Consider the following 19,988-nt stretch of genomic DNA (forward strand, 5'->3'; position numbering starts at 1 on the left):
GTGACGTGCGGATTTAGCCTGAGGCCATGCTCGGTTCCCTGCTTCTCGCGGTCTCGCGCAGCCCGCTCGCCCGCCGGGCCGTGTCGGGGCTCCCGCTCACACGCAAGGTCGTCGACCGCTTCGTGGCCGGGGAGTCCACCGCGGACGCCGTCGCCGCGACGCGTCGTCTGACCGGCTCGGGGCTGTCCGTCACGATCGATCATCTGGGCGAGGAGGTCCGGGACGCCGGGACCGCCGTCGCCGCCGCCAAGGCGTACGTCTCGCTGCTGGAGGAGCTGCGGCCGCTCGGCCTCGGCACCCGGGCCGAGGTGTCGGTCAAGCTGTCGGCCGTCGGCCAGGCCCTCGATCCGGGCATGGCCCTGGAGAACGCGCGGCAGATCTGCGCGGCGGCGCAGGAGTGCGGCTCCACCGTCACTCTCGACATGGAGGACCACACCACCGTCGACGCGACGCTGGGCGTGCTGCGCGCGCTGCGGGAGGACTTCCCGGAGACGGGCGTGGCGATCCAGGCGTACCTGTTCCGCAGCGAGGCCGACTGCCGCGACCTCGCGGGGTCGCGGGTGCGGCTGGTCAAGGGCGCCTACGCCGAGCCCGCCTCGGTGGCCTGGCAGAGCAAGCCCGAGGTCGACCGCGCGTACGTGCGGTGCCTGCGGGCCCTCATGTCGGGCACGGGTTATCCCATGGTGGCCACGCACGACGACCGGCTGATCGCGATCGCCGAGTCGCTCGCGGTGAGCGCCGGGCGCGGCCCGGACGACTACGAGTTCCAGATGCTCTACGGCATCCGGGCCGACAGGCAGGCGGCGCTGGCCGCGGCCGGGTCGCGGGTGCGGGTCTACGTCCCCTACGGCGACGACTGGTACGGCTACTTCATGCGACGCCTCGCCGAGCGCCCGGCCAACGTCGCCTTCTTCCTTCGCGCTTTGAGGGGTAAATGATGGATGCGATCACCGACGTCCCGGTGCCGGCGAACGAGCCGGTGCACGCGTACGGACCTGGCAGCGCCGAGCGCGCGGCCCTGGAGACCCGGATCAAGGAGCTGTCGGGGACGTCCCTCGACCTGACGATGACGATCGGCGGCGAGCGGCGCATGGCCGGCGGCGCCCCGATCGACGTCGTGCAGCCGCACAACCACGCCGCCGTGCTCGGCCGTACGACCGACGCCACCCCGGCCGACGTGCGGGCGGCGGTCGACGCGGCGCTGGAGGCCGCGCCGCGCTGGCGGGCCCTGCCGTTCGAGGAGCGCGCCGCGGTGTTCCTCAGGGCCGCCGAGCTGCTCAGCGGCCCGTGGCGGGCCACGCTCAACGCGTCCACCATCCTCGGCCAGTCGAAGTCGGCGCAGCAGGCCGAGATCGACGCCGCGTGCGAGCTGATCGACTTCTTCCGGTTCAACGTCGCCTACGCCCGGCGGCTCCTCGCCGAGCAGCCGCAGTCGTCGCCCGGCGTGTGGAACCGCATGGAGTATCGCCCGCTGGAGGGCTTCGTCCTGGCGATCACGCCGTTCAACTTCACCTCCATCGCGGCCAACCTGCCGGCGGCGGCGGCGCTGATGGGCAACGTCGTGGTGTGGAAGCCGTCGCCGACGCAGCAGTTCTCGGCGCACTTCACCATGCGCCTGCTGGAGGCGGCCGGCCTGCCGCCCGGCGTGATCAACATGGTCACCGGCAACGGCGCCGCCGTCTCCGAGGTCGCCCTGCCCCACCCCGAGCTGGCCGGGATCCACTTCACCGGCTCGACCGCCACGTTCCAGCACCTGTGGCGCGCCGTCGGGGAGAACATCGCGGGCTACCGGGGCTACCCGCGGCTCGTCGGCGAGACCGGCGGCAAGGACTTCATCCTGGCCCACCCGTCCGCGGAGGCCGGTGTGCTGTCGACCGCGCTGCTGCGGGGCGCCTTCGAGTACCAGGGCCAGAAGTGCTCGGCGGCCTCCCGGGCGTACGTGCCGCGCTCGCTGTGGGCCCGGATGCGCGACGACCTCGTCTCGGCGGCCGAGTCGCTCACCGTGGGCGACGTGTCGGGCGACCTGTCGACGTTCATGGGCGCGGTGATCGACGCGCGGGCCTTCGCCAAGCACAGGGAGGCGATCGACCGGGCGCGGTCGGCGGACGCGATCGACGTGCTCACCGGCTCCTACGACGACTCGGCCGGCTACTTCGTGCGGCCGACCGTGCTGGAGTGCGCCGATCCCACGGATGAGATCTTCGTGAAGGAGTACTTCGGCCCGATCCTCGCCGTCCACGTCTACGACGACGCCTCGTACGACACCGTGCTCGACCAGATGGAGAGCGTCGCGCCGTACGCGCTGACCGGTTCTGTCATCGCGCGGGACCGGTACGCGATCGACGACGCCACCGAGCGGCTGCGCTTCGCGGCGGGCAACTTCTACGTCAACGACAAGCCCACCGGGGCGGTCGTCGGGCAGCAGCCGTTCGGCGGGGCCCGCGCCTCGGGCACCAATGACAAGGCCGGCTCGATCTTCAACCTGATCCGCTGGGTCAACGCCCGCACGATCAAGGAGACCTTCGTGCCCCCGGTCGTGAGCGGGCCGTACAAGGGCGACGTGCCGCAGGGCGGCTGGCAGCAGCCCGACCTCGGCGACCTCGGCTACTGACAGGTCGTGATGCCCTCGGAACCCTGGTCCGGGTTCCGAGGGCATCGCCGTTCGTCCGGGCTAGCCCAAGCGGCACGATCTCCTTAGCCCTGCAGGAGACCCTCGAAATCCTCGCCGACCCCGAGATGCGCGCCGATCTCGTCGAGGCCGCCGCCGCCGAGGCGAGGGGCGACGTGACGACAGAGGAAGACATGGCCGCCTTGATGGCCGCTCGTCTCGGCAAGGCGAGTTCGTGAGCGACCGATACAGCGTCCTCCTCGCTCCCCCGGCGCGCCGCGCCCTCACCGCCGGTCTACCGGAGGAAGTGGCCGCTGCCGCTCGGGAGCTCATCGCCGGCGCGACAGCCTGGGAGCCGTGGCGGGTGGGCAAGCCCCTTCAGGAGCCGTACGAGGGGCTGTACGTCGCCCGGCGCGGAACTTACCGGGTGGTCTACCGCATCGACGAGGACAAGCGTGCGGTGACGATCCAGACGATCAAGCATCGCCGGGACGCCTACCGGTTCTGAGTTCGTTTCAGTCCCCGGCGGGCACGGCCATCTCGCCGAGGGGGGACCAGTCGTCCTGCGGGACCGTGACGTTGACGATGCTCGGGGTCTCGGCGAGGTGGGGCGGCAGCGTCCGCCGGGCCGTCTGGAAGTGCTCCGACCCCACGTGCGCCGCTCCGGCCTCGTCGTCGCGGAACGCCTCGACGAGGACGTACTCGGCCGGGTCGTCGAGGCTGCGCGACCAGTCGAACCACAGGCAGCCCGGCTCGGCGCGGGTGGCCTGGGTGAACTCGCGGGTGATCTCCGGCCACTGGTCGGCGTACTGCGGCAGCACCCGGAACTTGGCGGTGATGAAAATCATCTGGCGTCTCCTCAGGTGATCGCGGGCAGGACCACGTCCTCCAGGACCGCCCTCGGCGCCGTGTCCTGGCCCGCACCGTCATAATCGCCGCCGGTGACGGCCACGACGAGGCCGGGATCGGGCAGCAGGAACAGCCGCTGGCCGCCGTTGCCGAGGGCCGACGCCCGCCCGTCCGGGCCTGTGTACCACATGTACCCGTAGGAGACACCCTCCCAGGCGGGCACGCGCGGGCGCAGCATCTCCCCGATCCAGCCGGGGACGATCTCCCGATCCAGCACCGCCTGCCCGATGCGGGCGAGGCCGCGGGGCGTCAGGCGCAGGCCGGATGCGGCCAGTGCCCTGCCGTCGGAGCCGGCCGACCACTCGAAGGCCCCGGCGCCGAGCGGCTCGAACAGCGCGGTGCGGGCGAACTCCTCGAGGCGCAGGCCCGTGCCCTTCTCGACGATCGCGCCGACGAGGGCCGCGGCGCCGCCGCTGTAACGCCACCGCTCGCCCGGCTCCTCCACGAACGGGCACTCCAGCACGTAGCGGCAGCGGTCCTGCGCCAGCTCCATCGCGATCTCGCTGTTCGCCGGGCTGGTGTAGGGCGCGCTCTCGTCCCACTCCAGGCCCAACGTCATCGTCAGCGCGTTGCCGATCGTCAGCCCGGCCCTGCGGGGATCGGCCGCCAGGTCGGCGTACTCGGGAAAGACCGGCAGGATCGGCTCGCCGGGGCCCGGCACCAGGCCGGACTCCAGCGCCAGGCCGTAAAGCAGCGCCACCACGCTCTTGGTGACCGAGCGCAGGTCGTGCAACGTTTCCGGTCCGAAGTTCACGTGGCCGAGCGGCGTGTTCAGCACGTGGTCCTCGCCGCCGCCGTACCACTCCAGGACGACGCGGCCGTGCCGGGCCACCACGACGCCGTGCAGGGCCGGCGCCCCGCCCCGCCGTACGAGGGCGTCCAGCCGGTGGGGCAGGTCCGGCGCGAACCCGGCCTTCTCCGGGGTGATCAGCTGCATGCGTTTCCTCCACTTTCTCGGGGATTCTTCCTCGTCTGGAGCCTCGCATTATTCACCGGCGGTAGACGCCTGCCGGAGAGGGTACGCAGCCTCGAAAGACGCCTCCGAGCGAGCCGAGGTCGACATGCGCAGGATCCTGGCGGCTCTATGCATCGCTGCCGCGGCCGTCACCGCCGCCTGCGGCGACCTCAAGCAGGACTACTACACCCAGACGATGCCGCAGAACGAGGGGGCCAACGTCAACCTGCCCGGTCTGCTGCTCCGCAACGCCTTCATCATCGGCTCGCAGCAGCCCGCTCCGCCGGGGACCGACATGCCGATGTACATGATGCTGCTCAACGAGAGCGGCCGCACCGACCGTCTCGTGTCGGTGGACACCGGGGGCGTGTTCCGGGAGGCCCGCCTGCCCGCCGGCGGCCTGGAGATCCCCGGCGGGAAGTACGTCGGCGGCACGGCCCTCCCCCAGGTGCTGCTCGTCGGCCTCACCCGCCCGCTGGGCAGCGGCGGCACGATCCCCGTGACGTTCCGGTTCCAGAACGCGGGAGCGACCCGGGTCGACGTCCCGATCCTGCCGCCCGGGGAGTGGAGGAGCACCTACTCCCCCTGGCCGGGCACGTCGCCCAGCCCGTCGCCGACCGTTTCGCCGAACCCGTCGCCTTCGCCGAGCCCGTCACCCGCCGGGAGCTGACCCGTCCCGGATCTCGGGGTGGACGGCAGGGTTCGCGGCGATGATCTCCTCGGCGACCGCGCGCAGGCGGGGCAGGTACGCGGTCACCTCGCGCGCCCGGCGCCGCAGGTCTTCCGGCGACCCGGCGCCCAGGTCGGCCGCCAGGTCCGCGAACCCGGCGAGGTGGCCGGTCTCCCCCGGCGCGTCCGCGGCGAGGATCTTCAGGCACCGGGCGTACGTCGCGGCGACCCAGAAGACGGCCTCGCGGTGCAGTCCCCGCGCGACCAGCTCACGGCTGCCGTCGACGGCCACCGGCCGGGCCGCCTCGGTGACGTCGGCGGAGAAGGGGAACGGCGTGCGGGCCACGGCCGCCGCCGCGTCGAAGGCCCTCGTCATCGTGGCGAGGTGGGCGGTGACCCGCTCGCGGGTCAGGTGCGCGCAGCCGAGCAGGCCGAGCAGCTCCTCGTAGACGTCCATCCGGCCGTAGGCCCGCAGGAGCTCGCGGACGGCCGGGTAGCGCAGCCGTACGGTGGGGTTGCGCAGCCCGGCGGCGAGGAGCACGTGGGTCGTGATGCCGGCCGGGAACAGCCAGGCCGTGACCTGGTCGTGGAACGGCTTACGGGAGTCGAGCGCCGCGAGCCCGCCGGTGATGCGGCCCTCGGCGTCCGCGCATCGCAGGCGGACCCAGCGCCGTTCGGCGAAGCCCGCCGAGACGGCGGCCCGGAGCCTGGCCAGCCGCCCGGTGGGGTCGGCGATCACGGTGTCGGTGCGGAAGGCGCCGGCCAGGTGGCAGGAGGCCAGCACGTCCCGCGCGGAGGCGAGCCCGTCCCAGGACACGTACGTGACCTCGACGAGCACGCCCTCCCACGGGATCTTGCCGAGCTTGGGCGGCGCGACGGCATCGGTGACCACGACCGCCACGTCGACGTCCGACGTGGGCGGCAGCACCGCGTCGGGATCGGCCCAGGCCGCCGACCCGGTCAGGAAGGCCCCGGCGAAGTTCGCGGCTGAGGCGGCCTCGCGGGCGACCCATCGGGCCGCCGCGGCCCGCGCGTCCCGGACCCGTGTCCCTCGCATGATCCACAGTGAACCACAGGGACGACGATTCCCTCAGGGCGCCCGGAAGGCCGCGTTCGTGCCGGTCGGAGCCGGCTGGTGGTGCCGTTCCGGCGCCGCGCCGGTCGGAGGAACGGGGAGCATGACCTCCACCGTGGTGCCCGCCCCCGGCTCGCCGGTGACGAGGCAGATCCCGCCCAGCTCCGCCGTGCGCTCGCGCATGGAGGTCAGGCCGACGCCCGAGCGGCGTTCCGGCGGCAGGCCCACGCCGTCGTCGGCGATCAGCAGGCGCAGCGCCGCGGGCTCGCGGCGCAGCTCGACCCGGACGCGGGTGGCGCGCGCGTGGCGCCGGACGTTGGTCAGCGCCTCCTGCACGATCCGGTAGACGGCCACCTCGACGGCGGCGGGCAGGTCGGCCAGGTCACCCTCGGCGCTCACCACTGTGGTGAGGCCTTCGTCCGGCCCCGCCAACCCTTGTAGGGCGGCGGCCAGGCCCAGATCGTCCAGGGCGGGCGGGCGCAGGCCGTACACGAGTTGCCGGAGGTCGCCCGTGACCGCGTCCATACCGGAGCGCAACTCGCGCAGCAGCCCGTCCGCCTCCTTCGGGGAGGTCTTCAGGCTGACGCGGGCCATGTTGACGGTCATGGCCATGTCGCTGAGCGTCTGGCCCAGGCCGTCGTGCAGATCGCGGCGCAGCCGCCGCCGCTCCTCCTCCCGGGCGGCCAGGATGCGCTCCCGGGAGCGCTGCAGGTCGGCCGCCATCCGCACCGCGTGGGCCACGTCGGCCGCGTACGGCGCCAGCGTGTCCAGCACCCGTTCGTCGTGCGCGGCGGGGAAGCGTCGCGGGGCGGGCGGGCCGACCAGCAGCCGCCCCACCCGCTCGCCGTGCCAGACCAGCGGCACCTCGCGCGGGGAGTCGCCGACCTGCCCGCTGACCCTGCTCACCACCTGGTGCCCCGGCTCGCCGCCGGTCACCTCCACCGCGATCCCCTGCACCGCCAGGCCCTCGCGCAGAACGCCGATCACCGGCGCCAGCGCCTGCGCGGGATCACCCCGGCGCACCTCCCGGACCAGCCGCTCGGCGAGCACGCGCGGGTCGCCCACGGGGCCGTAGAGCAGGCGGTCGACGGCACGTTGCAGCATCCTGCGCAACGGCTGGAAGAACGCGCCCGTGAGCAGGGCGGAGGCGAGCCCGGCGACCTGGTGATACCCGGACATCACCAGACTCGACAGCGCGGCCGCACCGAAGTAGACCCCGCCGACCACGGCCAGCAGCCCCGCGGCGACGACGGTCCGGCTGATGACGGTGTCGATGCCGTACAGCCGGTAGCGCATCACCGAGAACACCATCAGGACGGGGATGAGCGCCGCCCAGACGACCGACAGCCAGTACAACTCGGGCAGGAAGATACCCGCGATCATGAACACGATGTATCCGGCGAACGCGAACAGCGGCCAGCCGATCTGCCGCCTGCCCACCGGGTCGGCCCGGCGGAAGCGCAGCAGCAGCGACAGCGCCGTCAGCGACACCGTCAGCATGATCAGAGTCCAGAGCACCACCTCCGCCGCCGGCATGTACGGCGCCAGGGCGGGGATCGGCAGCGGACTGGGGATGACGGCGGGTAGCGGGTAGCCCTCGAGCGGCGGATCGGGACGCACGAGCTGGAGGGTCATCTGGGTCCCGAGGGACGCCGCGGCGAGCACCACCACCACCCGCCAGCGTGGCGAGGGAAGCCTGCCGTCCGGGGTGTACAACGGGAGCAGGATCTCCAGCAGGAACCCGTTCACCGCCCAGCCGACATACGCCGTGAACCTCAGGATCCCCGCCGACGCGAGATCCCCGTCCGCCGCGGACGCCAGCGTCGTCGCCTGGAAGAAGTCGTAGACTCCGCCGGCGAGCCCGCCCACGCACATGAGCCACGCCAGCCTGAGCCGGGGCCGGTACGCGAGGAGGAACGCGCCGACCGCAGGGAAGGTCACCCCCGCCGCCGACTGCGTCGTGACCGTCTCCGGCAGGCGCCACTCCGCCGGAATCCCCGCGGAGATCAGCATCGCCACGGCCACGAGCGCCGCAGACACCACGGCCATGACGACGGCGGCCGCCCGGGCTGCCCACGCCATCCCGCCCCCGCTTTCCGGCTCTCGTTCCTGCCCGACCTCAGAATGCCCGTGGAATGACACAAAAGCGGCGAGCTCCCCGTGATCGTGGCAGTGCCGTTATCACCCGGAAAACGCGCGGCCGGGCGGCCGTCGGGCCGCCCGGCCGGGAATGGGGGGATCAGCTGTTGAGCAGATCGCGGATGCCGGACATCGCCTCGGCGTTGCTCAGGATCGAGATGTGGTCGACGCAGGCGAGGGTGTGGTTGTCCGCCCCGGACAGCCGGGTGCTGGTGTAGGGGATGATGATGCCGTCACAGGGCGACACCCAGGTGCCGTACTTCGCCGACCCCGGCGTCTCGTCGCCGCTGAGCGAGGTGATGTACGCCGAGCCGGGCAGCATCTCGACGCACGAGACGTAGATGGTGCAGGCACTGGCGTACGTCGTGCCGTGGTTGGCGCCGGCCAGCGAGGCGACGTGGCCGACGTTGGCGGCCCCGCCGAGCTTCTGCAGGTAATACCGCGTCACCAGGCCGCCCATCGAGTGGTTGACGATGTCGACCTTGGACGCGCCCGTGCTGGCCTTGATCTGGTTGACGAGGGCGGCCAGGCCCTGGGCGCTGATCACGTTCGACCCGGCCCAGTTGTAGTTGTAGCCGTACAGCCGGCTGCCGGACCAGCCGTTGGCCACCAGGTACGCCTGCAGAGTGGCGAAGTTGGTGCTGTTTCCGGTGTAGCCGTGGACGAAGACCACGGGATTGTGCGTGGCCGCCTGCGCGGGGACGGCGGGGGCGAGGAAGCCGAGCAGGGCCAGGATGCCGAGGAGGGGGCCGACGATCCTACGCATGAGATCTCCTTGCCGTGGGGGATGACAGGAGTCTCGCGATCAGGTCCGGTCACGGCATCGGGGAAATCACCAGTCGCCGTCCCCCGTTCCACCGGGGGCGGGTCTTCCGCCAGAAGAAGCGTCGCGCGGCGCGATCAGGCGGGGATCTTGAGCACGACGACGGCGATGTCGTCGCGGGGCAGCCCGGACTGGAAGGCGACGGCCTCGTTCACGACCGCCTCGGCGATCCCTGCCGCCCCCATGGCGCGGGAGGCGCCGAACAGGCGACGCAGCCGATCCTCGCCGTACAGTTCCTCGTCCCTGCGGGCCTCGACGACGCCGTCGGTGTAGAAGAGGATGGCGTCGCCGGGGGCGAGATCGACGTCGACGTCGGTCAGCCTGACCCTGGGCAGCAGGCCGAGGACGTTGCCCGGCCGTCCGATCTCGCCGACCGCCTCCCCGCTGGCCCGCAGCGGGGGCGGGTGACCGGCCAAGGAGAGGGTGAGCCTGAAGTGGTGGCCGGCGGGCGCGAGCTGGCCGTAGACGGCCGTCACGAACCGCCCCGCCCGCTCGCGCAGCAGGGTCCGATTGAGCGCGGACAGGACCGCAGAGGGGCTGGGCTCCCGGATCGGCGCGGCCCGCAGCGTGTAGCGGGCCAGGCTGGTGACGACGGCGGCCTCCACGCCCTTGCCGCACACGTCGCCGAGGGCGAGCGCCCAGCCTCCGGCGGTCTCGTACATGTCGTAGAAGTCGCCGCCCACCAGGTCTCCGAGCCCGGCGGGCCGGAACGCCCCGGCGACCTGGAGTCCCGGGATTTCCGGCAGGGCAGGGGGGATGAAGCTGCGCTGCAGGGTGCGGGCCAGCTCGCGCGCCTCCGCCTCCGACCGCTCGGCGCGCTGGCGGGCGCGCAGCAGCTCGCGCTCGTACTCCCGCCGGTCGGTCGCGGCGAAGACGCAGAAGCGGATGACCCTCGGGTCGTCCCGCATCACCGCGTTGAGCAGCACCGGCAGCCGGGTGCCGTCGGCGCGGCGCACGTCGACCGCGATCTCGCGGACGACCGACTGCATCGCGAGCAGCGGGGCGAAGTGGGTCTCGTAGAAGATGCGGTCGCCGACGGCCAGCAGGTTCTGGATCCGCATGCCGCCGGTCAGCTCGCCGGGGTCGTATCCGGTGAGCTCCAGCAGCGTCCGGTTGACCCGGATGATCGTCCCGTCGGCCAGCGTGGACAGGTACCCGCAGGGCGCGTGTTCGTAGAGCTCCAGGAAGTCGTCCTCGACGCCGCTCACCTAGAGGAACGCCTTGATCGCGGAGATGGTCTCCTCCGGCGCGCTCAGGTTGGGGCAGTGCCCGGTCGCCCGCATCAGCACCAGCTCGCTGCCGGGGATGCTCTCGTGGACGAACTTGCCCACCTCCACGGGGGCGATCACGTCCTCGGAGCACTGCAGGATCAGGCAGCGCACCGGCACCCGCGGCAGGTCGGCCCGGTTGTCCGACATGAACGTCACCGTCGCGAACCGCTTGGCGATCTCCGGGTCGGTGCGGCAGAAGCTGTTGGTCAGCTCGGCCCCCAGCTCGGGGCGGTCCGGGTTGCCCATGATCACCGGGGCCATGGCGCTGGACCAGCCGAGGTAGTTGCTGTCGAGCGTCTCCAGCAGCTCCTCGATGTCGGCCGCGCTGAAGCCGCCGACGTAGCCCTCGTCGTCGATGTAGCGGGGCGAGGGCCCCACCAGCACCAGCGCCCCGAAGCGCGCCGGCTCCCCGATGGCCGCCAGAGCGCCGATCATCGCGCTCACCGAGTGACCGACGAAGACCGCGTCGGTCAGGTCGAGCTCGGCGCAGATGTCCAGGACGTCCTGCGCGTACCCCTGGAGGGAGGAGTAACGCTCGGGTGAGTAGGCCGACAGGTCGGAGTCGCCGGACCCCACGTGGTCGAACAGGACGACCCGGTACTCGTCCTCGAACGCGGGAGCGACGAGCCGCCACATGTTCTGGTCGCACCCGAACCCGTGGGCGAAGACCATCGGGCGGCCGTCCGGCCGGCCGGTGATTCGCACGTTGTTACGCACCATCACGCTCATGACGCGCAAGCGTACAAACCAATCCGCATCACGCGTGAGTTCGGGGGGCGGCCGTGTACGCCGGGCCCTCGGGGGTAGGCGGCGGAAGTCCGCACAAGGTCCGCCGCCTGCCCGTCATCGACGGCCACAAGGTGGTGGGCATCGTCGCGCTGGCCGACGTGGCCCGCGCCCTGCCCGACCGTCCGGTGGGCGACCTCGTGGGCGCCATCAGCACGGACTGACGTCCGCCCGCCGCCGTACGGTAGGCGGTCGCCGGAGCCCCGGCCTCCCCGGCCGGGGCTTCGCGAACGCCCTGTTTCATCCTGACCGATGGGGTATGGCCGCATTTGCGTGCTCTGTCCGGCGGGACGTCGCCGGAGACGGAGCCGTGGCGACCGGGGCGAGGCGCTGCACCTCCGCGCCGACGCCCGCCGGCCAGACCCATCGACGACCGAGGTGCCGGGAGGGGTAGCGATGACCGACGACACCACCGCGGGTAAGCCTGAGCGCTTCGCGTTCGACTTCGACCCCCGATTCGCCCCCCTGCTGTCCGTCCTGGGCATCCGCCCGGACACCGCCGGAGTCCTGGTCGGCCCCGGCACCCTGCGGGTCCGCTACGGGCCCTGGGTGATCGAGACCCCGCTGGCCAACGTCTCCGGCGTCGAGACGACCGGCCCCTACTCCCCGTTCCGGGCGATCGGGGTCCACGTGTCGCTCGCCGACCGGGGCCTGACGTTCGCCACCAACGCCCGCAGAGGGTTGTGCGTGCGGTTCCACGAGCCGATCCGGGGCGGCGAGCCGTCCGGGCTGCTGCGGCATCCCGGCCTGACCGTGACGGTCGCCGACCCCGCGGGACTCGCCGAGAAGCTCTCCCGGCGCCTGTAGAAGCCTCCTGGAGGGAGATCCATGATCCGCCAACTCGTACGCGGCGCGGCCGCCGGCGCGCTGTCCACCGTCACGATGAGCGCGGTGATGCTCGCCGGGCAGAAGACCGGGCTGATGCCGGGCCAGCCGCCCAAGCACATCGTGAGGGCGGCCCTGCCGGGCCACCGGCACCGGCCCAAGCCTGGGGAGAGCGTCCTCGGCGCCGCCGCGCACCTCGGATTCGGCGCCGCCTGCGGCGCGGCGTTCGCGCTGCTCACCCGCGGGCGGAGGGCCGGTGTTCCCCTCGGTGTGGGCTACGGCCTGCTGATCTGGCTCGGCGCCTACGAGGGCTGGGTGCCCGCCCTGAACATCCTGCCGCCCGCCTCGCGTGACCCCGCGCGCGGTCGCCCGGTCGTCATGGCCGCGGCGCACGTGGTGTACGGCACCACGCTGGCGCTCGCGGTCCGCGCCATGCGCGGTGCGGGCGGGCGACACGACATGCAGGAGGACAGATGACGACGGCGGATCGGCCGCCGGCCTCGTGACCGTCGCGGCGGGGGCGCGCCCTCCCGACAGCACGTCGAGCGTGGTGACGATCTTCTGAATTCGGGAATCCGCAGTCCGACCTTCATCACGCACCTCCGGTTACCTGCTTATCGTGAGAACGGCCCCGTAGCACCGACGCGTCTCCGTACAATCCGGGAATGATCCGGCGATTGACCGCGATCGCGGTGCTGATCGCGGCCCTGGCCGCCTGCTCGGGCGGCGGCGCCCCGGACAAGACACACTCCCGGCCTTCCTCCCCGACTCCGACCCCGGCGCGTCCCTCGCTGTCCGCGGGGGTGTGGGTGGACACCCCGATGGGCACCGGCGTCATGGGGAGCGTCGTCGCGACCGCACCGGACGACGCCTGGGCGCTGGGCGGCGGCGAGTTCGGCCCGCTCTTCGCCCACTGGGACGGTCGCGTCTGGCGGCCCGCGCGGCTGCCGGAGGGTGCGCGGTCTCCGGGGGTGCTGTCCGGGACGTCCGCGGACGACGTCTGGTTGTTCGACGACGACATGACCGTCTGGCGCTGGGACGGCCGGCGGTGGTCGCGCCGGGAGCGGCCGCCCTGCCCGCCTTCGGCGATCCTGAGGACGGCCGTCGCCACGACAGGCGGGCAGGTGTGGGTCGCCGGATATCTGGACCCGCCCGACGGCCCGTCCACCGAGTTCCTCGCCCGGTGGTCCGGAGCGAGCTGGTCGTCCGTCCCCTCCCCCTCTGGCCTGCGCTTCCACAGGCTCCGGGCGGCGGCCCCGGACGACGTGTGGGCGCTGGCCTGGCGGGCCGACGACAGCGACGCGATCGAGCGCTGGGACGGGCACGGATGGCGGCCCGTACCGCTCCCGGCGTCCCTCGACGGCGCGAAGGTCTACCTATACGACGTGGCACCGGTGTCGGGGCGGGAGGCGTGGGTCGCCGGCTCCTACCTCCGGCAGGAAGGCTCGCAGGCCGCGCTGCTGATGCGCTGGGACGGCGAACGCTGGACGACGGCCGCCGGCGTCCCGGCCGGGACGATCGGGTTCGGGCGCGTGGCCGCGGACGGGCACGGCGGGGTATGGCTCGGCGCCCAGTCCGGCCACGACAGCAACCCCCACATACTGCTGCACTTCGACGGCCGGTCCTGGATGTACGAGAAGGCGCCCAGGGTCCATGACAGCCAATCGGTGTCCGCTTTCGCCCGCATCCCCGGCGGCGACCGGATGATCGCCGTGGGCGGCAACCCCTCCTACGACGAGGACAGCCAGGCCTGGATCTGGACCAGGCGGTGACACCGGCCGGGAGGCGGCTCAGGAGGCGACGTCCCTGAAGGCGACGACCTTGCCGACGCGCAGCCGGACGAGGAACTCGCCGGGGACGCCGTTGCGCCGGCCGTACTCCTCGGCCCGGTCCTCCCCCATGTAGCGGCCGCCGAGCACGGTCGCCCAGTGCCGGACCTCGCCGAGGTCGGCCGACAGCGTCGCCTGACCCTCGATCATCACGTACGAGTACGGCGGGGCCTGGTCGTCGACGCACAGGGTCGCCCGGGGATCGCGGCGCAGCGCCTTGGCCTTCACCCCGCTCTCGTGCGTGGTGAACACCACCTCGTCCCCGTCGAGCGCGAACCAGATCGGCGTCACGTGCGGCCGCCCGTCCGCCCTGGTGACGGCGAGTTTGCCGGTCCTGGTGCCGCTCGTCGCGAAGTGCCGCCACTCTGCCTCGGTCATCCTTTCCATGGCCTCGAACCTAGCGGCCCACGCCTCTTCGCCTCGTCGCCGCTCCCCCACGTGGCGGCCGTTTTCTTACGCCATACGCACAAAGGCCGTCGCTTTTCCGTAGATGTACGGATATCGCTACGGATGTTCGCACCGGGACCGTGGTTCTAACGTCGCGCACGGGCCGGTTTCCCCCGGCCCGGTCGGCGAAACGAGGAGTCCCGTGACGTAGAACTCCCCTCTTTCTCCCAGCCGTTTCCGCCATGGGAGAGACGTCTCCGCTCGTGCCCACCAGAGCGAAAGCACCATCCATTTCTCTCATCACCCCCCGAATCCCACGTGTCCGCCGCCCGGGCTCGTCTCCCGGCGGCGCGACCGCCGGCGCCCGCCCACAAGGCGGACGCCACGTGGGAGGCAGAGAAAGGAAGACGCCCATGAGGCGCACAGCACTGCTCGCGGCGGCCGCCGCGCTGGCCGTGACCGGCGTGGTGGTACCCGCCACCGTCGCCGCCGCCAAGCCCCCGCCCGGCAGCGAGAGCGCGGTCAAGTCCCTCGCCGCCGACCCCGCGCAGCGGGCCGCGGCCGCCGCCGACCAGGCCGTCGCGAGCGGCCTGGACGACCTGCGCGTGTCCCCCAACGAGACCTACCGGCGCACCGCCGTCACGCCGACCGGCGGCATGTACTACGTCACCTACGAACGCGCGTACAAGGGCCTGCCCATGGTGGGCGGCGACGCGGTCGTGGTCACCGACTCCAACGGGCGGGTGCGCGACACCGAGGCGGCGTCCGGCGCCCTCCCCCTGGGCGTGCCGACCTCGCCCACGGTCACCGCCGAGACCGCCACCGAGACGGCGAAGACCGTGCTGTCCCGGGTCGACGACACGGCCGCCCCGCGCCTGGTGGTCCTGGCCTGGGGCCACAAGCCGCGCCTCGCGTGGGAGGCCCTGGTCTCCGGCATCGCCGACGGCAAGCCGAGCATCCAGCACGTGTTCGTCGACGCGACCACCGGTGAGATCGCCGACTCCTACGACCAGGTGAAGGCGGGCACCGGCAACGGCTACTACTACGGCACGGTCACCATCAACACGAGCGGCTCCGGCACCTCGTACTCGATGACCGACTCCACCCGCAGCGGGATCAAGTGCGGCGGGCAGAACGGCTCGGCCTACACCGGCACCGACGACTCCTGGGGCAACGGCAGCGGGACCAACCTCGAGACCGCCTGCGTGGACGCGCTCTACGGCGTCCAGCGCGAGTGGGACATGCTGCGCGACTGGCTCGGCCGCAGCGGCATCAACGGCAGCGGCGGCGGCTTCCCCGCCCGCGTGGGCCTCGCCGACGTCAACGCGTACTGGAACGGCAGCTACACCAACTTCGGCCACTCGCAGGACAACGCCCGCCAGGCCACGCCGATCGACGTCGTCGCGCACGAGTTCGGCCACGCCGTCTTCCAGACCACCCCCGGCGCCGCCGGCTCCGGCAACGAGAACGGCGGCATCAACGAGGGCACCGGCGACATCTTCGGCGCGCTGACCGAGGCGTACGCCAACAACCCGAACGACCCGCCGGACTACCAGGTGGGCGAGGAGGTCAACCTGGTCGGCGGCGGACCGATCCGCTACATGTACAACCCGTCCCTCGCCGGGGACCCCAACTGCTACTCGAGCTCGATCCCGAGCACCGAGGTGCACGCCGCGGCCGGCCCGCTGAACCACTGGTTCTACCTGCTCGCCGAGGGCTCGTCGCCGGGCGGCGGCAAGCCGAGCAGCCCGATCTGCTCGGGCGGCCCCTCCTCGGTGACCGGCATCGGCATCCAGAAGGCCGGCAAGATCTACATGGGCGCGCTCCAGCGCAAGACCTCGACCTGGAAGTACGTCAACGTCAGGACCGCGTCGCTGGCGGCGGCGGTGGAACTGTACGGCGCGAGCAGCCCCGAGTGCGCGGCCACCAAGGCGGCGTGGAGCGCGGCCGGAGTGCCGGCGCAGTCGAACGAGGCGAGCTGCACCTCCTCGGGCAACGACTTCTCCATGTCGCTCAACCCCACGGCGGGCACCGTGACGCCCGGCCAGTCCGCCACCTCCACGATCACGACGGCGACCAGCTCGGGTAGCGCGCAGACGGTCACGCTCAGCGCGTCGGGGCTTCCGTCGGGCGCCACCGCGAGCTTCAGCCCCTCGTCGGTGACCTCGGGCGGCTCCTCCACGCTGACCGTCTCCACCAGCGCGTCGACGCCGGCCGGCACCTACACCGTCACCGTCACGGGCACCGGCTCGGCCGCCACCCACACCGCGTCGTACTCGCTGACGGTGTCGGGCACCTCCGGCGGGCGCACGTTCACCAACGGCACCGACTACACGATCAATGACCTGACCACGATCACGAGCCCGGTCACCTCGACCGCCACGGGCACCGCGGTCTCCCCGGTCAAGCTCAGCATCACGATCTCGCACACCTGCGCCGAGGACCTGCGGATCAGGCTGCAGGGCCCGAACGGCACCTGGTACACGGTCAAATCCAGCGGCGGCCTGAGCTGCACGTCGTTCGGCACCCGGACCTACTCCGTCCCGGTCACGCAGACGGCGGCGGGCACCTGGACCCTTGAGGTCCGCGACCAGTACACCTACGACACCGGCTACCTCGACTCGTGGAGCATCACGGTCTGAGTGACGGCGGCGCAGCCCCCGGGACCGCACCGGTCCCGGGGGTTTCCGCGTCCCGGGCCGGTCAGGCGGGCGGCGCGATCTGGGTCCGCGACCGTACGCCGAGCTTGCGCAGCACGGTGGCCACGTGGGTCTCGACCGTCCGCGTGGACAGGAAGAGCACGTCGGCGATCTCGCGGTTGGTCCGGCCCAGCGCGACCAGCCGGGCCACCTCGCGCTCCCGCTGTGAAAGCGCGCCGGCGCCCCGCCGCCCGCCGCGCGGCAGCGGGACGTCCACTCCGATGTCGCGCAGCACCCGCCTGCACCGGGCGGCGTCGTGGGTGGCGCCGAGCCGGCCGTACCACTCCGCGGCTTCCCGGAAGCCCGCCGCCGCGGCGCCGTCCCCGAGGGCGAGCCGGGCCCGCGCCGCGCCCTCGGCCGCCCGCGCCGCCGCGTAGGGCTGGGGCAGGGCGGCGTACGCCTCACGGGCCCGGGCGAAGAAGGCGGCGGCGTCGGCGTGCCGCGGTTCGGCGGCGGCGAGCGCGCCGCGGGCGGCGTCGAGCGCGGCGTGCGCGGCGGGCGCCACCCGGTCCGCGATCCCGGCGGCGTACGCGTCCACCAGCTCCGCCGCCATCTCCATGCGCCCGGCCCTGGCGAACGCGACGACGGCCGAAGGAACCAGGCCCGCGCCCCACACCCACACGCCCTTGCGGCGCAGCCACCCGACCGCCCGCTCCGCCTCCGCGACGGCCTCGTCCATCGCCCCCCGGGCGAGGTGCAGATCGACGAGCCCCCCGGCGGCGGCCGTCACGACCGGGACGTTGCGGGCCTCCGGCGCGTCCAGCCCCGCGCGGTGGAACTGCCTGACCGCCTCCTCCCACTCGCCCGTCGCCAGGGCGAGCAGCCCGAGCACCAGCCACAGGTCCACCGCGATCAGCGGCGTCTCCGTGGCCGACTCCCCCAGGGACGCCGCCCGGTCGCGGAGCCCGTCCCACCGCCCGGTGAGCCACTCCCTGCGGATCGCAGAGGCGTCGAGGAGAAAGGCGGGATACTGCGCGCCGGTCTCCAGGGCGAGCCGCCGCCCTTCCCTGGCGAACCGCTCGGCCGCCGCGTAGAGCCCCACGGTGGTCGCCGAGTCGTGGAGGTTGCAGTACGCCCGGGCGACCTCCCTGCGGACCCCCGTACGCGGGTCGTCGACCGGAAGGCGGGCGGCGACGTCGAACGCGCCGGGAGAGCCGGTCGTCATCTCGAAGGAGGCCCGGTTGGCCAGGACCGCGGCCGACAGCTCCGGGTTGTCGGCGGTGGCGACGAGCGCCTCGGCGCGGGCCATCCACTCCGCGTGCTCCGCCAGCGATTCGATGCCCCACTCCGGCATCGCCATGCTGGCCCAGCCGCGGGCGGCCAGCGTCGGCCGGTCGTTCAGCTCGGCGAGGGCGGCCATGATCTCCGGCCGTCCCGCGGCGGCGTCGCCCGCCTGGTTGGACAGGACGACGCCGAGGTTGAGCCGCACCTCGCCGCGCACGTCCCGGGAGAGGAAGTCGCCCCGCAGCACCTGCCGCAGCAGCCGCACCACCCGCTGGTGCGACAGGCCCGTCGGCGCGAAGCGGCTCAGCATCAGCACCAGCGGGCCCCGGTCCCGCACCGGCAGGCCGGGATCGTCGAGCATGCCCTCGACCACCTCGACGGCCAGGGCGGTGTCCCCCAGCGCGGCGGCCTGCTGGGCGGCGGCGGTTCCGTGGCGCACCCAGGCGTCGGTGTCCTCGGCCTGCCGCGCGTGGAAGGCCAGCTGCACCAGCGGCGGCGTGTCCGTCGCGGCGAGCGCGGCCATCGCCCGGACGTGCGCCGACCGGCGTTCGGGGCCCGGGATGGCGTCGTAAACGGCCTGCTGGGCCAGCGCGTGGCGGAAGCCGTACCGGCCGCCGGGGTGCTCGTGCAGGACCCCGGCGCGCAGCGCCTCGGCCAGGCCGGCGGAGCTCGGCCCAAGGGTGCACAGGCCGGCGGAGCTCGGCCCAAGGGTGCGCAGCCCGGCGGAGCCTGGCCCAAGCGTGCACGGGCCGGCGGAGCCTGGCCCAAGGGTGCACAGCCCGGCGGAGCCCGGTCCGAGAGCGGCGTCGCCGCCGACCGCGCTGATCAGCTGCTCGCCCGCGGGGAGCCGCAGCACCGCCGCCGCCAGGACCGCTCCCGCCGCCGCCGGGGACAGACCGGCCATGCGCTCGGCCATGGCCTCGCGCAGCAGCAGCGGGACGCCGGCACGGTCGACGGCTCTGTCGAGCGCGTCCGGGTCGTCCGCGCCGGGCAGCGAGGCGGGCAGGGATCGGACCAGCTCCTCCACCACGAACGGGATGCCCGCCGTGAGCTCGTGCAGCCGCGTGACGAACCCGGGAGACAGGTCGGACCGCTCCAGCAGCGCGCCGGCCAGGCTGCCCACGCCGGACGCGTCCAGCGGAGCGAGCCGTACGACCACGTTGGCCGTGTCCGGCTGGTGCCGGTAGGCCCGGCCGAGCGGCGGACCGGCGACGCCGTCCCGCCGGCACGTCGCGACCACCGCCAGCCCCTGCGGCGGCTGCCCGGTCAGGAAGCGCAGCAGGTCGAGCGTGCCGTCGTCGGCCCAGTGCAGGTCCTCGACGACGAGCACGGCGGGTCCGACGGCCGCCAGCAGGGCGCGTATCGCGCGGAACACCCGGTGGCGTTCGGCCCGCGGGTCCTCCAGGGGCTGCGGCGACGGCGGCAGCGCCCCGGCCAGTTCGGGGAGGTGGCCGCGGAGCGCGCCGGTGACCGGGTTGAGCCGGTGTGCCGCCGGGAGCCGTCCCCTGATGTCCCGCAGCGCCTCGAAGACCGGCCCGTACGGGAAGGGTTCGCGGATCTGGTGGCAGTAGCCGAGGAGGACGGCCCGGTCGCCGGACGGCAGGCGGTCGAGCGCGGCGCGGACGAGCCGGGTCTTGCCGATGCCCGCCTCGCCCTCCACCAGCACGACCGCCGGCGGGCGGGTCACCGCGTCGATGAGAGTCCGCAGCTCAGTGGCGCGTCCGACCAGCGGGGGCGGGGGCACGATGCTCATCCACGGCTCCAAGGTACGGGTTGCGAGTCCCCCGGG

Annotated in this window: 18 protein-coding genes; 9 read left to right on the plus strand and 9 right to left on the minus strand. The window is 73.2% G+C overall.

Translation table 11 applies throughout. The features are described 5' to 3' along the window. Positions 1-26: 26 nt before the first annotated feature. The 3 genes from ACQEVJ_RS29220 (at position 27) to ACQEVJ_RS29230 (ending at position 3,116) form a co-directional block, all read left to right on the plus strand. Positions 27-938, plus strand: coding sequence for a proline dehydrogenase family protein (locus ACQEVJ_RS29220; RefSeq protein WP_433106515.1), 912 nt, complete (start codon positions 27-29; stop codon positions 936-938). Then, a complete protein-coding gene (gene pruA, locus ACQEVJ_RS29225) occupies positions 938-2,611 on the plus strand; it encodes an L-glutamate gamma-semialdehyde dehydrogenase (protein ID WP_433113026.1) in 1,674 nt (557 codons plus the stop codon). Before ACQEVJ_RS29220 ends, pruA begins: the two co-directional genes overlap by 1 nt. A 232-nt stretch (positions 2,612-2,843) precedes the next feature. Next, positions 2,844-3,116, plus strand: a complete 273-nt coding sequence (locus ACQEVJ_RS29230) for a type II toxin-antitoxin system RelE family toxin (protein WP_433106518.1) — start codon at positions 2,844-2,846, stop codon at positions 3,114-3,116. Positions 3,117-3,123: 7 nt separating this feature from the next. Here ACQEVJ_RS29230 and ACQEVJ_RS29235 read toward each other — a convergent pair whose 3' ends face one another. Next, a complete protein-coding gene (locus ACQEVJ_RS29235) occupies positions 3,124-3,456 on the minus strand; it encodes a putative quinol monooxygenase (RefSeq protein WP_433106520.1) in 333 nt (110 codons plus the stop codon). An 11-nt stretch (positions 3,457-3,467) separates the two neighbouring features. Next, entirely contained in the window at positions 3,468-4,454 is a 987-nt protein-coding gene (locus ACQEVJ_RS29240) for a serine hydrolase domain-containing protein (RefSeq protein WP_433106522.1), read from the minus strand. Between the two features lie 124 nt (positions 4,455-4,578). Between ACQEVJ_RS29240 and ACQEVJ_RS29245 the strand changes: the two genes are divergently transcribed. Further along, positions 4,579-5,142 (plus strand): copper chaperone PCu(A)C, encoded by a 564-nt coding sequence (locus ACQEVJ_RS29245; RefSeq protein WP_433106524.1) that lies wholly within the window; start codon positions 4,579-4,581, stop codon positions 5,140-5,142. Here the strand turns inward: ACQEVJ_RS29245 and ACQEVJ_RS29250 are convergent. The 5 genes from ACQEVJ_RS29250 to ACQEVJ_RS29270 all read right to left on the minus strand — a co-directional run bounded on the left by ACQEVJ_RS29250 (position 5,125) and on the right by ACQEVJ_RS29270 (position 11,178). Beyond that, entirely contained in the window at positions 5,125-6,198 is a 1,074-nt protein-coding gene (locus tag ACQEVJ_RS29250) for a hypothetical protein (RefSeq protein ID WP_433106526.1), read from the minus strand. The genes ACQEVJ_RS29245 and ACQEVJ_RS29250 overlap by 18 nt on opposite strands. 33 nt (positions 6,199-6,231) lie before the next feature. Beyond that, complete coding sequence (locus ACQEVJ_RS29255; protein ID WP_433106528.1) at positions 6,232-8,298, minus strand: sensor histidine kinase; 2,067 nt, start codon at positions 8,296-8,298, stop codon at positions 6,232-6,234. Positions 8,299-8,455: 157 nt separating this feature from the next. Next, complete coding sequence (locus tag ACQEVJ_RS29260) at positions 8,456-9,121, minus strand: esterase/lipase family protein (RefSeq protein ID WP_433106530.1); 666 nt, start codon at positions 9,119-9,121, stop codon at positions 8,456-8,458. A gap of 134 nt (positions 9,122-9,255) precedes the next feature. Then, positions 9,256-10,386 carry a PP2C family protein-serine/threonine phosphatase gene (locus ACQEVJ_RS29265; RefSeq protein WP_433106532.1) on the minus strand — a complete coding sequence of 377 codons (1,131 nt, stop codon included), beginning with the start codon at positions 10,384-10,386 and terminating at the stop codon, positions 9,256-9,258. Continuing rightward, complete coding sequence (locus ACQEVJ_RS29270) at positions 10,387-11,178, minus strand: alpha/beta fold hydrolase (protein WP_433106534.1); 792 nt, start codon at positions 11,176-11,178, stop codon at positions 10,387-10,389. A 53-nt stretch (positions 11,179-11,231) separates the two neighbouring features. Between ACQEVJ_RS29270 and ACQEVJ_RS29275 the strand changes: the two genes are divergently transcribed. From ACQEVJ_RS29275 to ACQEVJ_RS29290, 4 genes are all read left to right on the plus strand, one after another. Next, the gene (locus tag ACQEVJ_RS29275; protein WP_433106536.1) at positions 11,232-11,399 is read left to right on the plus strand and encodes a CBS domain-containing protein; all 168 of its coding nucleotides are present in this window, start codon (positions 11,232-11,234) and stop codon (positions 11,397-11,399) included. A 232-nt stretch (positions 11,400-11,631) separates the two neighbouring features. Further along, positions 11,632-12,042, plus strand: a complete 411-nt coding sequence (locus ACQEVJ_RS29280; protein ID WP_433106538.1) for a hypothetical protein — start codon at positions 11,632-11,634, stop codon at positions 12,040-12,042. Between the two features lie 21 nt (positions 12,043-12,063). After that, positions 12,064-12,537 carry a DUF6789 family protein gene (locus ACQEVJ_RS29285; protein WP_433106540.1) on the plus strand — a complete coding sequence of 158 codons (474 nt, stop codon included), beginning with the start codon at positions 12,064-12,066 and terminating at the stop codon, positions 12,535-12,537. 188 nt (positions 12,538-12,725) lie between these two features. After that, the gene (locus ACQEVJ_RS29290; protein WP_433106542.1) at positions 12,726-13,832 is read left to right on the plus strand and encodes a hypothetical protein; all 1,107 of its coding nucleotides are present in this window, start codon (positions 12,726-12,728) and stop codon (positions 13,830-13,832) included. Between the two features lie 18 nt (positions 13,833-13,850). Here ACQEVJ_RS29290 and ACQEVJ_RS29295 read toward each other — a convergent pair whose 3' ends face one another. Beyond that, entirely contained in the window at positions 13,851-14,276 is a 426-nt protein-coding gene (locus ACQEVJ_RS29295; protein ID WP_433106544.1) for a PPOX class F420-dependent oxidoreductase, read from the minus strand. A gap of 413 nt (positions 14,277-14,689) precedes the next feature. Here ACQEVJ_RS29295 and ACQEVJ_RS29300 point away from each other — a divergent pair, with 413 nt between their 5' ends. Continuing rightward, entirely contained in the window at positions 14,690-16,918 is a 2,229-nt protein-coding gene (locus ACQEVJ_RS29300; protein ID WP_433106546.1) for a M4 family metallopeptidase, read from the plus strand. Positions 16,919-16,979: 61 nt separating this feature from the next. On the opposite strand, the gene ACQEVJ_RS29305 is transcribed toward ACQEVJ_RS29300, so the two are convergent. Beyond that, positions 16,980-19,952 (minus strand): helix-turn-helix transcriptional regulator, encoded by a 2,973-nt coding sequence (locus tag ACQEVJ_RS29305; protein ID WP_433106548.1) that lies wholly within the window; start codon positions 19,950-19,952, stop codon positions 16,980-16,982. Positions 19,953-19,988 lie beyond the last annotated feature (36 nt).

It is taken from the genome of Microbispora sp. CA-102843, from assembly GCF_050936215.1.
Lineage (GTDB): Bacteria > Actinomycetota > Actinomycetes > Streptosporangiales > Streptosporangiaceae > Microbispora.